We start from the raw sequence: 13,071 nt of genomic DNA on the forward strand, positions 1-13,071 counted from the left end.
GTGCTGCGGAGCCGCCGGGCCGCTGCGGTGCGGGCGGCCCGGGACACCTAGCGGCGCAGCGTCTCGGCCGGGCTCTCGCCGTAGGCCTGCCGGTGGCGGCGGGCGAAGTCCCCGGAGTGCACCATCCCCCAGCGCAGGGCGATGGCCCGGACCGTGTCGCCGGCCTCGGGATCCGCCTGCAGGAGGTCCTCGTGGGCGGCTGCGAGCCGCAGCTCGCGGAGACAGCCCCCCGGCGTCGTCCCGGCGTGCGAGCGGAAGGAGCGGGTGAGCTCCACCGTGCTCAGGCCCGTGTGGCGGGCGACGTCCTCCACGGTGATCGGCGAGGACAGCTGCGCACGCATGTACTCGACGGCGCGCCGGTAGGCCGACTGCCGGTCGGTGGTCGAAGCGCGACGGGTGCGCGGGTCGCCGAGGAGGGCGAACGTCTCCAGGGTCGCCACCGACATCCTCCGGAGCAGATCGGCACGCAACAGGGGGACGGCGGCGACGGCGGGGTCGGTCAGGGCCTGCTCCACGAACGCGTGGGTGCTCCGCCAGTACCGCGCGCGCGCCGAGGAGACCGGGTGCGGGCCGTCGAAGGCCACCTCCAGCGACTCGTCGCCGTGGACGTCCCGCGCCGTCCGCCGCAGGGTCTCCGGGCCGAGGTTCACCGAGGCGATCGACAGCCGGTCCACCTCGCCGTAGTACTCCTGACCCGGCTGGAGCAGGAACAGGCCCGGTCCGCCACCGGCCCGCCCGTCGATCCGCCAGTGGACTCCTCCGGCGCGCGGCAGCATGACCGAGAAGGCCCCGTCGACGACCATGTGCCCGGCGACGTTGCCGCGGAAGGTGAGCTGCCCCAGGTTGAGGTCGGAGTCGCCGTCCACGTCCTGGCTGTACAGGAAGGACCTCCTGTCCTGGACCGTGCCCATCCGCGCGCGGGTGTAGACCTGCTGGAGGGCCTCGTTGGCCACGTCGGGATCGGTGGTCGCAAGGTGCAGGCTCACCGGTGTGGCGCGTGTCATCCTCTGGTCCTCTCGTGGGTCAGGTGCGCAGCGTGACGGCCGGGGCCCGCCCGTACCGGTCCCGGTAGGCGGCGGCGAAGCGCCCGCGGTGGGTGAAGCCCCACCGCGCGGCGACGGCCTCCACGGTCACCCCGGTGCTGGGGTCGGCGGCGACCAGGTCCCGGTGGGCGGCGTCCAGGCGGGCGGCGCGCAGATGGGCGGTCGGGGTGGTGTCCAGTTCGCGCCGGAAGGCGGCCTGGAGCCCGCGCACGCTCATCCCGGCGGCCGCGGCGATCTCGGCGAGGCCGATGTCCTCGGTCACGTGCTCGTCGATGTAGGCCACCGCGCGCCGGAGCCCGGCCGGAGCCGCGCGGGGCTGTCCGGGCAGGGCCTGGCTCCGGTCGAGGAACGAGCCGGGGAAGGTGTGCAGCAGCGCGGTGGTGAGGGAGCGGGTGAGCTCGGCCCGCAGGAGCGGGCTGGCCAGCGCCTCGTCGTCGGCCAGCAGGTTCCGGCCGAGGTGGGTGACGGTGCCCAGCCAGTACCGGGACATGGCCGCGGAGACCGGGCGGGACCCGGCGAAGGCGAGCCGGAAGGTCTCGTCCCCGAGCAGTCCCCGCGCGTGGGCCTCCGCCGCCGCCGGGTCCACGGCCACCGTCATGGCCTCGATGTCCTCCCACCAGCTGGTGTACGTGCGCTGGGGGAAGAGGAAGGGCCCGGTCCGCGGAAACCGGTCGCCGGCGCTGATGGCGCTCACGGCGCCCTGCGTCACGTGGCACACCCGCAGCAAGCCGGCGCCGTCCGTGCGCCCGGTCGTGGAGGAGCCCATGAGCCGGACCCGCTCGTAGCTCACCGGGCCCACCGCGGTCGCGGACAGGTCCATGCAGAACCGGCTCTCCCGGTCCATGTGCACGTCGCGGATGGCGAAGACCTCGTCGAGCACGGCGACGCCCTCGGCCGGGTCCCGGGTGGTGAACACGGAACGCCGCACCTGGCAGTTCATGCCTGAAACGCTACGCCTCGGCGCGCCCGGCGTCGACCGTTCCGCGCGCGGGAAACCCGGCCCGCCCTCAGCCGCGCAGGGTCGTGGCGGGGTTCTCGCCGAACCGCTCCCGGTAGGCGGCGGCGAAGCGTCCGGGGTGGCTGAAGCCCCAGCGAGCGGCGATCTCCGCCACGGTGGCGCCGGCCCCGGGGTCCGTGGTCAGCAGCTCGGCGCGCACCGCCTCGAGGCGCAGCGTGCGCAGGTGGGCGAGGGGAGTGGTGGACAGCTCCCGGCGGAAGGCCGCCTGCAGTCCCCGCGGGCTCATCCGGGCCGCCCGGGCGATCTCGCCCAGTCCGATGTCCTCCGCGGCGTGCTCCTCCATGAAGGACACCGCCCGGCGCACCCCGGCGGGCGCCGCACGCTCCGGCTCGGGCACCGCCGAGCGCTCGAGGAAGCTGTTCGGGAACGCGTGCAGCACCGCGGTGGCCAGGGCCCGGAACGTCTCGGCGCGCACGAGCGGACTGGCCATGGCCTGCTCGTTGCCCAGCTGGTGCTGCCCCAGGGCGGCCACGGACCCGGCCAGGTACCTGGCCATGGCGGGGCTGACCGGTTCGGCGGCCGTGAAGCGCAGGCGGAAGTCCTCGGCGTCCAGCAGACCGGCCGCGTGCGCCTCCACGGCGGCCAGGTCCAGGGAGAGGGTCAGCAGGTCCAGTTCGTCCCACCGGCAGGTGTAGGAGCGCACCGGGAAGAGGAACGGGCTGAGGCCGGCTGCGGTGGACGTGGCGTCCGTGAAGGCGAGCCGGCCGCCCAGCACCCGTGCGACGCGCAGGGTGCCCGGGGCGTCGATCAGGGCGGCGGCGGGCGCGCCGCTGAGACGCACCCGCTCCAGGCTCAGCCGCTCCACCGCCCCCAGGGCCTGGTGCATGGAGAACGGGGTGTCCGGGGACACCTGGACCCGGGCGGCGTAGACGCGCTCGAGGACCTCGACGCCCTCCGACGGGTCGTGGGAGACGAACCGGAGCTTGCGCACGGCCGGTCGCTGGTGCGCCGTCTCGTCCGCACGGCATGCGCGGTGGGACGTGTGCGCGGAGGGGACGTCCGACGGGATCGAGAACTGTGCGTCGGGGGCGAGACGATGCATGGGAAAGTCCTTCGGGTGCGGCGAACGCTCCGGCCGTCTGCTTGACCTGCCGGTGTGGAGCGACCCCGCGCTGCGCTCCGCAGTCCGGGTCCGGGTGCACCTGTGCACTGTTCAGTGTAGTCACCACGGGCCGCGCATCGCGGGACACGACTCCCGCACGAGGACTCCCGAACCCCTGGTCAGCAGAGGATGCACGATCTACTCTTGTCAAGAGACATTGCGTTTTTCGAACTGCGGTGCGCTCAGCGGACCGTCATGAATCGACATCTCGCGGCCGGACCGCCCGGGCAGATCCGGGGCGGTGGTCCCGGGGCTCTGCACGACGAGTGAGGAGGGCGTCTTGACCGTCACACAGCCTGCCGGCGCGAACCGGGCGGCGCAGGTCGTCCTGCGCCCGGCCCGGGTCTCCGACATGTTCCTGCTCATGGATCTCGCCGACCAGGTGGGGTACTGCCTGAACCCCGAGTGGATCCGCACGCGACTCCGGGCCGAGCCCGCGACCGAGGCCCACGTGGTCGCCACGCTCCAGGACATCCCGGTCGGGGCCGCCCATGTCTACCTGTCCCCGCGGCAGGCGCCCGGGAGCGCGGTGCGGGCGAGTGTCACGGCACTGGCCGTGGACGAGGATCACCGGGCCGAGCGGATCGGGTCCCGTCTGCTGACCCGGTGCGAGGAACTGGCCCGGCAGATGGGGGCGCACACCCTGGAGATCGTCATCCCCACCCGGCGCCACGAGGACCTGCACGAGTTCTGGCACCACCACGGTTATGCCCGCGACGGCTCCTCGCCCTTCGTCAAGGTGCTCGGCGCCCGACCGTGAGGGCGCCCCCGCGGCGGAGGACTCAGCGGCGACCGATGCGGGTGAGCGCTGTGCCCACCGATCGGGTCCCGGCCGTCCCCCGCAGGGGCGCGGCAGCCCCCTCGAGGCCCGGTCCGAGCCCCAGGAGGGCGGCGCGGACCTCCGGGTCCGCGGCCGGGTGCGCCCGCGTCCTGCGGGCGGCGTAGCGGGTGCCGGGCCACTGCCACCGGGACACCGCGATCCGCGCCAGGCGCCGCGCGCCCGGGCCGGCGGCGAGCCGGGCCCGGGCCTCAGCGGTGAAGAACGCGAGGTGGCGCTCCTTGAGCCGCACCACGGCCCCGGCCGTGGCGGTCAGCCGAGGCTCGGCCGCCCCCAGCCGGCGGTAGGACTCGGTGAGCACTGCGGTGTCGAGCCGGCTGGTGAGCATCTGGGCGCCGGTGACATCGGCGCCCAGGAGGTTGCTGGAGACCGCGCCGAGCACCGGGCCGAGGCGCTCGTCCCGGGCGCGGCGCAGGCGCCCGAGGGCTGTGGCCCGGTCCTCCCCGGCCGCCCGGCCGTTGGCGGCCAGGACCGCTCCCAGGGTCTGGACGAGCCAGTGCTGCTCGTAGGCCCAGGTGGTGAGGAAGGCGGTCACCCTCGACTCCGCATGGGTGGGGGTCACCAGGAAGTCCCGCATGCGGTGCAGCAGGGCGCGCTCGGCGGCCTCCAGGCGGGTGAGCGCCTCCAGGGTGGCCGGGTCCAGGTCGCCCAGGGCGGGCAGGTCGAGGTCGGTGGGTCGCACCTGGAGCGGGTCGCGCATGTAGGCGCGCACGTCGAACCCGGTCGGCGCGCTCACGCCGGCACGCCCCGGGCGTCCAGGGCGTCGGCGACCACGGTCAGCCCCTCCATCCCGGGCAGCTTCGCGATCTGCCGGTCGATGGCCTCGATCTCCTTGCGCCCCTCGGGGCCGGCGAAGAGATGGGTCATCACGTGGGTGACCTCGTCGTCGGGCGAGACACCGGAGCCGACCGGCTCCCACGCGGTGCGCAGCGCCAGGCGCGCCAACTTCTGCGCCTTCGGGTTGTCCTGCAGCCGGGCCCGGGCCTGGGTGGTGTAGAAGGCGATGTGCTTGGTCTCCTGCGCGGCGATGCGCCGCACCAGCGGGGCGAGCACGGGGTGGTCCTCCAGCGCGGCCAGTCGCCGGTAGCCGGCGGCGGCCGAGCGCTCGTTCACCGCGCCCCAGAGCATGTGCACGGCGACGAAGTCCGTGCCCACGATGTTGGACAGCAGCGACTGCTTCACCGGGCTGATCCGGTCCCGCCAGCCCAGCTTCACACGCTTGGCCTTGACCTCGTCGAAGGCCACGGTGATCCCGTGCAGGTCCAGGACGTGGGCGAGGGCCTCGCCGTGCCAGAACTCCTCGTGGTTCCAGATGGTCATGAAGGTGCTGACCTCGGGGTCCCGGCGGGACGGGCTGACGAGCATGTCCCGCAGGTAGCAGACGGTGTGGAACTCGACGTCGCACATGTAGCGCAGGGTGCGCAGCGTCTCCGGGGGCAGCGGGTCCTCACGGAACGCATCGAGCCCGAGGTCCTCCCAGTGCAGGCTGGTGGACTCGTGGGCGAAGCGGTCGATGTCGAAGGCCATGACGTCCCTTCCTCTGGTCGTGGTGGCGGTCTCGTGGAAGTATTCGGAGCCGGCGGCGCAGCGGATGGGTGGCCGGAACCCCGGCCCGCCGCACCCCACGAGACAGGAGACGCACTCATGGCAGGACGCACGGCACGGCAGCAGATCGAGGTGGACGGCACCCCGCTGTCCGTCCTGACGGCCGGGGACCCGCAGGGCCGGCCCCTGCTGCTGCTCCACGGCACCTTCTGGAGCCGGGTGTGGCAGCCGGTGCTGCCGGCCCTGGGCGAGGCCGCCCGGTGCCTGGCCCTGGACCTGCCCGGCTTCGGCGCCAGCGGCGGGGAGCTCGAGGTGGAGCACGCCACCGTCCCGGCCCTGGCCGGCACGGTGCTGGCCGCCGCGGACGCCCTGGGCCTGGAGGAGTTCGACCTGGCCGGCCACGACATCGGCGGCGGGATCGCCCAGCACGTGGCCGCGACCAGCGGACGGGTGCGGCGGCTGGTGCTGATGAACTCCGTGATGTTCGACTCCTGGCCGGTGCCGGCCGTCGAGCGCTTCCGGGACCCGCAGGTGCGGGCGGCCACCACCGTGGAGGAGCTGCTGGCCGCCCGGGCCGCCTCCACCCGCGGCAGCGTGTCCCGGGAGCTGGGGGAGGAGGAGCTGGCCGAGTACCTGGCGCCCTGGCGGGACCCGGCCCGGGTCCGGTCCTGGACGGCGCTGGCCGCCGCGGCGGACCCGCGGTACACGATGGACCTGGTGCCGGCCCTGCAGGAGGCCGCGCTGCCCACCCGGCTGGTGTGGGGCCGCGACGACGACTTCCAGAAGATCGGCTTCGCACGCCGCTACGTCGAGCAGATCCCGGGCTCCGACCTGGTGGAGGTCGACGGCAAGCACATCCCCACCGAGGACTCCCCGGCCGCGGTCGCCGCGGCGATGCTGGAGCACCTCACCGGAGCGGACCCGGCCCGGCCGGGGGCGTGACGTCGGCGGGGCCGGAGCGCCGGTGGGGCTGCCGGGGCGGCGGGCCGTAGGCTCGTCAGCACGCCGCCCTCGGCGCCGCCCGGCCGTGCGCCGGGCCCGTGAACAGCATCGACAACCGTGAGGTGAGAACGTGGTGAGCAGTCCCCGGACGATCGTCTTCGACGTCAACGAGACCCTGTCCGACATGGCCCCGCTGGGGGAGGCCTTCACCGCGGCCGGCGCCCCCGCACACCTGGCACAGGTCTGGTTCGCCGGCATCCTCCGCGACGGATTCGCCGTCACGGCCGCCGGCGGCAACGCGGCCTTCGCCGAGATCGCCCAGGACAGCCTGGTGCGCCTGCTGGCGGAGACCGGCGACGGGGCGGACGAGGCCGCGGCGGGCTCGATCATGTCCGCGCTCAGGAGCCTGGAGGTGCACCCCGACGTCGTCGCCGGGATCGAGGCCCTGAGCCCGCTGGCCGAGCTGGTCACGCTGAGCAACGGTTCGGCGAGCGTGGCCGAGTCCCTGCTCGGCCGGGCCGGGGTCCGGGAGCGCTTCCGCGCCCTGCTCAGCGTCGACGACGCCCCGGCCTGGAAGCCGGCCCGGTCCGCCTACGCCTACGCCGCGGCGCAGTGCGGCCGTCCGGCCGAGCAGATGCTGCTGGTGGCCGTGCACCCGTGGGACGTCCACGGGGCGCACGAGGCGGGGCTGCGGACGGCGTGGCTCAACCGCACGGGAGCCCAGTACCCGGGCTACTTCGCCCAGCCGGACCTCGAGGCGGCCGATCTGCCCGCCCTGGCCGCGCAGCTGGGCGGCGCCCCGGCCTGATCCGCGGTGCGGCGGTCGGCGACCGTCCCGCGGCACCGCGCCGGCCGGCGCCGCACCGGCCGGTGCGGCATCCTGGAGCGGTGGCTCACATCGTGCTGGAGGTCGACCCCGCGCTGGAGTTCCTGCTGACCCCGCGCCGGCGCGGGTCCCGCTTCCCGCTCGACGTGCCCGGCACGGACACGGTCGGCCACGTGGTGCGCATGGTCGGCATCCCGCCGACCGAGGTCGGCACGGTCCGCCTCGACGGCCGCGAGGTCGACCTGGCGACCCGGCCCACCGCCGCGGCCCCCGCGCCGTCGGAGGCCGGCGACCCCGGCAGCGGGCCCGTGCTCACCGTCGGTGCCCGGCCGAGGCCCCAGCCCACCCGGCACCGTCCTCCGCGCTTCCTGCTCGACGTCCACCTGCGGCCCCTGGCCCGCCGCCTGCGCCTGCTGGGCCTCGACGCCGCCTGGGAGGCCGACGCCGACGACGCCCACCTCGTGGACCGCGCCGCCCGGGAGGAGCGGGTGCTGCTCACCCAGGACCGGGGGCTGCTCCACCGCGGGGCCCTGCCCGAGGGCGCCCTGGTGCGCGGTGATCGGGCCGACGAGCAGCTGGCCGACGTCCTCGACCGGTTCGACCCGCCCCTGGCGCCGTGGACCCGGTGCCTGCGCTGCGGCGCGCCGCTGGAGGAGGCGAGCGCGGAGGACGTGGCCGACCAGCTGCTGCCCCGCACCCGGCGGGCGTACCGGTCCTTCTCCCGCTGCACCGGCTGCGGGCAGGCGTACTGGCGCGGGGCCCACGCCGGCCGCCTGGACGCCGTCGTCGCCCGGGCCCTTGCCGCGCGGCGGCCCCCGGCGTAGCTTGGGGGCCATGTTCTCGTCCTGATGCCCCGGTCCGCGTCCGCGGCCGGCACCGTCGATCCGAGCCCGAGCGGCTCCGCGCATCCGGTGCCGCACCGGCCCGGCGGGCCCCGCTCCCGCATCGACAGGACCCCACCATGGCCTCGGCCCCGCACCACCCCCTGCACCTGCGCCTGGACGGCGTCGGCTTCGGCTTTCCCGGACGCCGCGTCCTCACCGACGTCTCGCTGACCGTCCCGGCCGGTGGGCGCATCGGCCTCATCGGCGAGAACGGCGCCGGCAAGACCACCCTGCTGCACCTGGCCGCCGGGCTGCTGGTGCCCGCCACCGGCACCGTCCACCGCCCCGAGCGCACCGGGCTGCTCCGACAGCAGCTGGACCTGCCCGCGCGGGTCACGGTGGGGCAGGTGGTCGAGGACGCCGTCGCCGACGTCCGGGCCCTGGAGCACCGCCTCGCCGCGCTCGCCGCCGGAATCGCCCAGGCCCCCGGGGACCCGGCGACCGCGGACGCCTACGACGCCGTCCTGCGCGACGCCGAACGCGAGGGCCTCTGGGCCCTCGACGCCCGGATCGAGGCGGTCCTCGGCGGACTGGGCCTCGGCGGGCTGTGCCGGGACCGCCGGATCGAGGAGCTCTCCGGCGGTCAGCGGCGGCGGCTCGCCCTCGCCGCGCTGCTGCTGTCCCGGCCCGCGGCCCTGCTGCTCGACGAGCCGACCAACCACCTCGACGACGCCGCCGTGGACTTCCTCGTGGCCGAGCTGGCCGGCCGGCGGGGTCCCGTGCTCATGGCCAGCCACGACCGCTGGTTCCTGGACGCCGCCGCCACCGGGGTGGTCGACCTCGACCCCGCGCTGGGCCCGGACGAGTCCGCCGGCGGCCCGGCCCGGCAGGGCACCGTGTCCACCGGCGGCTACTCGGCCTACCTGGACCGGCGCGAGGCCGCCCGCCGCCGCTGGGGCGAGCGGTTCGCGGCCCAGCAGGAGGAGCGGCAGCGGCTGCAGGAGGTCGTCGACGTCTCCGGGCGGGAGATCTTCCACACCACGGACCCGAAGTCCGAGGGCCGCATCACGCGCAAGTTCTACAGCGACCGCGCCGCCAAGACCATCGGCGGCCGGGTCCGCTCGGCCCGCCAGCGGCTCGGCGCGCTCGAGCGCGCCGCCGTCGGCGCGCCGCCGGCCCCGCTGCGCTCCGCCGGGATCGCCGGGACCGCGGACGACGACGCCTCCGGCACCCTGCTCCGGCTGAGCGGGGCGGCCGTCGCAGGGCGGCTGGCCCCGACCGACCTGGTGCTGCACGCCGGGGACCGGCTGCTGGTCCAGGGCCCGAACGGCACGGGGAAGTCCACGCTGCTCTCCCTGCTGGCGGGCGAGCTGCGCCCCGACGCGGGCGCCGTGGAACGCCGGGGCGTCGTCGTCGGGCGCCTGGCCCAGGAGGACGACTGGCCGGACCTCGCGGTGCCCGCCGAGGCGGCCTACCGCGCCCGGCTGCGGGACGCCGCCCGCGCCCCGACGCTGCGCGACCTCGGGCTGCTGCGCGGCGAGGACGCCGCCCGCCCCCTCGGGGAGCTGTCCCCCGGTCAGCGCCGCCGGGTGGCGCTCGCGGCCCTGGTCGCCGAACCCGCCCCGGTGCTGCTGCTGGACGAGCCGACCAACCACCTGTCCCTGGCCCTGGCGGAGGAGCTCGAGCAGGCCCTGGAGGACTTCCCGGGGACCGTGGTGCTGGCCACCCACGACCGGTGGATCCGGCGGCGCTGGACCGGCCGGGTGCTCTCGGTGCCGCCCGCCGCGGCGGGCACGGCCGCGGCGGGGCACGGGACAGCCCTTGAGGGCATTCGGAAGCTGGCTTAGTGTTGAGGTCCGTCGACAACCCACGGAGGAGGAGCCATGGCCGCAGCAGTGGACAGGAACTGGTGGCGGAAGGTGCTGGTGATCGCGACCCTGCCGTTCGCGGCACTGGGCGTCACCGGGTGCGACAACACGGAGTCGGGCGGCGAGGGGGGCACCGAGCAGGAGGCCACCACCGGGACCGAGGAGACCGCCGGCGCCGAGGAGACCGCCGAGAGCGAGGAGACCGCCGCCCCCGGAGCGACCATCGGCGAGGAGGAGAGCGCGCCGGAGGAGGAGAGCGCCACGGAGGGCGAGCTGCCCTACGAGGACGGTGGCCAGGAGGAGGGGCAGGGCGGGAACTGACCCCGCCGGGGCCCTGCCCCGCTCCGCCCGAGCGCGGGTGTGCCGCGCCCATTCCGATCGACCGCCGCCCGGTCCAGCCCCACAAGAGGGGGCAGGGCCGGGCGGCATGCTGCGGTGGGCGCGGGCGACCCGACGGCGCGCGGCGGTGCCGCACGTCAGGGCGGGGTCGCGGGGCCGCCCCGCCGCGGCGCCGGCGGACGGTCACGGTGCCCGGCGCCGTCGTGGGCGAGTCACGGACGAGCACACGGTTCCGGTCGGCCGCCCTGCGGGGTGAGGATGATGCCATCCCCGGCACGGGCGATCGGGGGGACTCCGGTCGAGGTCGCCCGCCGGGGCTGCTCGTCGGTCCGCGCCGCTCGTCCTGGCGGTCGTGCGCCGCGGACGGGCCGGACGCGAAAGGACCGCCGTGACCACGCCACTCGTTCCCGAACTGCCCGAGGTGCCCGGGACCGCGCGCAGCGCCCCCGGCCGGGAGGCGGGGCGCCACCGCGCGCCCGACCGCACGATCGAGCGGGCCGCCGTGCTCGCCCTGCTGATGCTGCTCGGGCTGGCCCTGGTCCTGGCCGCGGTCAGCCGTGTCGCGCCGGTCGTGCCGCTGGTCACCGCGGCGGCCCTGCTGCTCGTGGCCGTCGCCGCGCTGGGACGGGCCCCCGCGGCCGACCGCGCCGCGCCGCCGGCCCGCCCGGCGGCGGACGGGACGACGTGCGGGCTCGAGGACCGCTCCGACGTCCTGCGCTGCCACCGGCCCGCCGGTCACCCCGGGACCCACTACGACGAAGGGGCCGGCCAGGCGTTCGAGGACACGCTCGCCGCCCACATCGGCGACGCCGGCGCCTACTACCTCGACCGGCAGGGCCGCCCGGTGCCCATCGACGACGCCTTCTGAGGAACGCGGTCCGCCCGTCCCGGCCGGCAGGAGGCCTTCCCGGCGGGGCCGTGTCCGAATCGTGTCCGTCATCTTCCCGCCACGTGCCCGGTGTCCGCTGACCTGCGCCTACGTTGGGGATGTCGCACAGACACGGGGCTCGACAGGCGTCCGGGGGAGGACGCCGCGAGCCGGCACCAGTCGCGAAGCGGTCCTCGCTTCTCCACCGGATGGGACAGAACCATGAGAAGAACCACCAGGGCAGTCACGGCCGCCGTCTTCGCGGCAGGAGTCGGCCTCGTCGCCGCCGCGCCGGCGCAGGCGATGGAGATCTCCGACATCAGCGACGCCACGCGGATCGCCGAGGGGGCGGCCGTCCAGGGCACCTACAAGGTCTCCTGCACCGCGGGCAGCAACGTCTTCGTCTCCCTGAGCGTGACCCAGCGGGTCTCCGAGGGGCGCATCGCCAACGGCAGCTATTTCGAGCAGTGGGCCTGCGAGGGCGGCGAGGTCGAGATGGACTACCAGGCCGTGGCCTTCAACATGGCCTTCGACGAGGGGCCGGCCGTCATCTCCGGGTTCATCCAGGAGTGCCAGACCGAGTTCTGCGGGACCGGCACCAACCTGCCGCTGCAGGTCATCGAGATCAGGGACTGACCGCGGCCCGGCCCCGCCCCCGCCGACCCCCCACGTCGGCGGGGGCGGGGCCGCTCGCTGCGCGCACTCCGTCCCTGCCGGGACGCACTCGTGTCCTGCCGGGGCGCACTCCGGCTCTGCCGGGCACCGGGGCCCGGCAACTCTGCCCGAAAGTCCACTGCCCGGCCCCCGCCCCCGACCTAGAGTCGACAGCATCGACCGCACCGCCGTTTCCCCCCGCCCCCCGCAGCGGACCGACGACCGCGCCCTGCCCGCCCTCCAGGAGGAGGTCCTCACGAGGCAGCCGGCGCGGGTCGACGCCGTGAGCGGGGCCGACCACGCCGTGCGGGGCTACCGCTCCGCCTTCCGGGACCTCGTGGACCGGGCCGGACCGTGAGCGCCCCCGCCGTCGAGCTGCGCCGCCCCGAGGGCCGCCGGCACCTCCACCGGGAGCGGATCTGGGGCACCACGGTGACCGTCGACGTCCGCGCCGGGGAGGAGCCCCTGCCGGCCGAGCGCGTCGTGCAGCACGCCCTGGACGTGGCCGTGGCCAACATGGGGTGGGTCGACGCCGTCTTCTCCACCTACCGGCCCGACTCCCTGGTGACCGCGCTGCGGACCGGCCTGCTCGACGAGCGCCGGCTCACCCGGGGCGACCCGGCGCAGGGGGCCCTGCTCGACGTGCTCCGGCGTTGCCGGGAGGGGCGGCAGCTGACCGACGGCTGCTTCGACCCCTGGGCCGTGCGCGGCGGGTTCGACCCCTCCGGCTACGTCAAGGCCTGGGCCGCGGAGCGGCTGGCGGACGACCTGGTCCGCGCCGGCTGCCCGAACGTGTGCCTCGACGCCGGCGGGGACGTGGTCACCCGCGGGGTCGCGGCACCGGGGGAGCCCTGGGCGGTGGGGATCCGCCACCCGGACGACCCCGGCGCGCTCTCGTGGACCGTCCTGCCCGGCGACGGCGCGGTCTCGACCTCCGGGACCTACGAACGACCCGCCCACATCGTCGACCCCCGCACCGGCCGGCCCGCGGCCGGGGCCCGCTCCGCGACCGTCGTCGGCCCGGACGCGCGCCTGGCCGGGATCCTGGCCACGGCCCTCGTGGTCGCCGGCCGGGACGGGGCCCGCTGGTTCTGCGGGCTGGACGAGTGGTCCGCCTGGGTGGTGGATCCCGCCCCCGCGGACACCGCGTGGACGATCGGCCGGGACCGGCACCGGACCGGCTGAGTCCCGCCGCGGGCCCCGG

The 13,071-nt window shown here is 76.0% G+C and carries 14 protein-coding genes; 9 read left to right on the forward strand and 5 right to left on the reverse strand.

Annotated elements, in window-relative coordinates; translation table 11 throughout:
• Positions 1 to 47 precede the first annotated feature (47 nt).
• The 3 genes from AYX06_RS11030 to AYX06_RS11040 all read right to left on the reverse strand — a co-directional run bounded on the left by AYX06_RS11030 (position 48) and on the right by AYX06_RS11040 (position 3,103).
• A complete protein-coding gene (locus tag AYX06_RS11030) occupies positions 48 to 1,004 on the reverse strand; it encodes a helix-turn-helix domain-containing protein (protein WP_062735801.1) in 957 nt (318 codons plus the stop codon).
• 19 nt (positions 1,005 to 1,023) lie between these two features.
• Entirely contained in the window at positions 1,024 to 1,983 is a 960-nt protein-coding gene (locus tag AYX06_RS11035) for an AraC family transcriptional regulator (protein WP_147017862.1), read from the reverse strand.
• 67 nt (positions 1,984 to 2,050) lie between these two features.
• The gene (locus AYX06_RS11040; protein WP_062735803.1) at positions 2,051 to 3,103 is read right to left on the reverse strand and encodes a helix-turn-helix transcriptional regulator; all 1,053 of its coding nucleotides are present in this window, start codon (positions 3,101 to 3,103) and stop codon (positions 2,051 to 2,053) included.
• Positions 3,104 to 3,443: 340 nt separating this feature from the next.
• On the opposite strand from AYX06_RS11040, the gene AYX06_RS11045 reads away from it, so the two are divergent.
• On the forward strand, positions 3,444 to 3,923 hold the full coding sequence (locus tag AYX06_RS11045; protein ID WP_062735804.1) for a GNAT family N-acetyltransferase: 480 nt from the start codon (positions 3,444 to 3,446) through the stop codon (positions 3,921 to 3,923).
• Between the two features lie 22 nt (positions 3,924 to 3,945).
• Here AYX06_RS11045 and AYX06_RS19785 read toward each other — a convergent pair whose 3' ends face one another.
• Positions 3,946 to 4,737 carry a hypothetical protein gene (locus tag AYX06_RS19785; RefSeq protein WP_062735805.1) on the reverse strand — a complete coding sequence of 264 codons (792 nt, stop codon included), beginning with the start codon at positions 4,735 to 4,737 and terminating at the stop codon, positions 3,946 to 3,948.
• A complete protein-coding gene (locus AYX06_RS11055; protein ID WP_062735806.1) occupies positions 4,734 to 5,528 on the reverse strand; it encodes a ferritin-like domain-containing protein in 795 nt (264 codons plus the stop codon). Before AYX06_RS11055 ends, AYX06_RS19785 begins: the two co-directional genes overlap by 4 nt.
• Before the next feature lie 117 nt (positions 5,529 to 5,645).
• Here AYX06_RS11055 and AYX06_RS11060 point away from each other — a divergent pair, with 117 nt between their 5' ends.
• The 8 genes from AYX06_RS11060 (at position 5,646) to AYX06_RS11095 (ending at position 13,052) form a co-directional block, all read left to right on the forward strand.
• Positions 5,646 to 6,488, forward strand: a complete 843-nt coding sequence (locus AYX06_RS11060) for an alpha/beta fold hydrolase (protein WP_062735807.1) — start codon at positions 5,646 to 5,648, stop codon at positions 6,486 to 6,488.
• A gap of 133 nt (positions 6,489 to 6,621) precedes the next feature.
• Positions 6,622 to 7,296, forward strand: coding sequence for a haloacid dehalogenase type II (locus AYX06_RS11065; protein WP_062737017.1), 675 nt, complete (start codon positions 6,622 to 6,624; stop codon positions 7,294 to 7,296).
• 80 nt (positions 7,297 to 7,376) lie between these two features.
• Complete coding sequence (locus tag AYX06_RS11070) at positions 7,377 to 8,138, forward strand: Mut7-C RNAse domain-containing protein (protein WP_198161394.1); 762 nt, start codon at positions 7,377 to 7,379, stop codon at positions 8,136 to 8,138.
• Positions 8,139 to 8,275: 137 nt separating this feature from the next.
• The gene (locus tag AYX06_RS11075) at positions 8,276 to 9,985 is read left to right on the forward strand and encodes an ABC-F family ATP-binding cassette domain-containing protein (RefSeq protein ID WP_084271582.1); all 1,710 of its coding nucleotides are present in this window, start codon (positions 8,276 to 8,278) and stop codon (positions 9,983 to 9,985) included.
• A gap of 36 nt (positions 9,986 to 10,021) precedes the next feature.
• Complete coding sequence (locus AYX06_RS11080; RefSeq protein WP_062735808.1) at positions 10,022 to 10,327, forward strand: hypothetical protein; 306 nt, start codon at positions 10,022 to 10,024, stop codon at positions 10,325 to 10,327.
• Positions 10,328 to 10,733: 406 nt separating this feature from the next.
• Positions 10,734 to 11,213 carry a hypothetical protein gene (locus tag AYX06_RS11085; protein ID WP_062735809.1) on the forward strand — a complete coding sequence of 160 codons (480 nt, stop codon included), beginning with the start codon at positions 10,734 to 10,736 and terminating at the stop codon, positions 11,211 to 11,213.
• Between the two features lie 222 nt (positions 11,214 to 11,435).
• On the forward strand, positions 11,436 to 11,849 hold the full coding sequence (locus AYX06_RS11090; RefSeq protein ID WP_147017861.1) for a hypothetical protein: 414 nt from the start codon (positions 11,436 to 11,438) through the stop codon (positions 11,847 to 11,849).
• Positions 11,850 to 12,221: 372 nt separating this feature from the next.
• Positions 12,222 to 13,052, forward strand: coding sequence for an FAD:protein FMN transferase (locus tag AYX06_RS11095; protein ID WP_062735811.1), 831 nt, complete (start codon positions 12,222 to 12,224; stop codon positions 13,050 to 13,052).
• Positions 13,053 to 13,071: the final 19 nt, after the last annotated feature.

Origin of the sequence: Kocuria turfanensis (genome assembly GCF_001580365.1) — a bacterium.
GTDB lineage: Bacteria > Actinomycetota > Actinomycetes > Actinomycetales > Micrococcaceae > Kocuria > Kocuria turfanensis.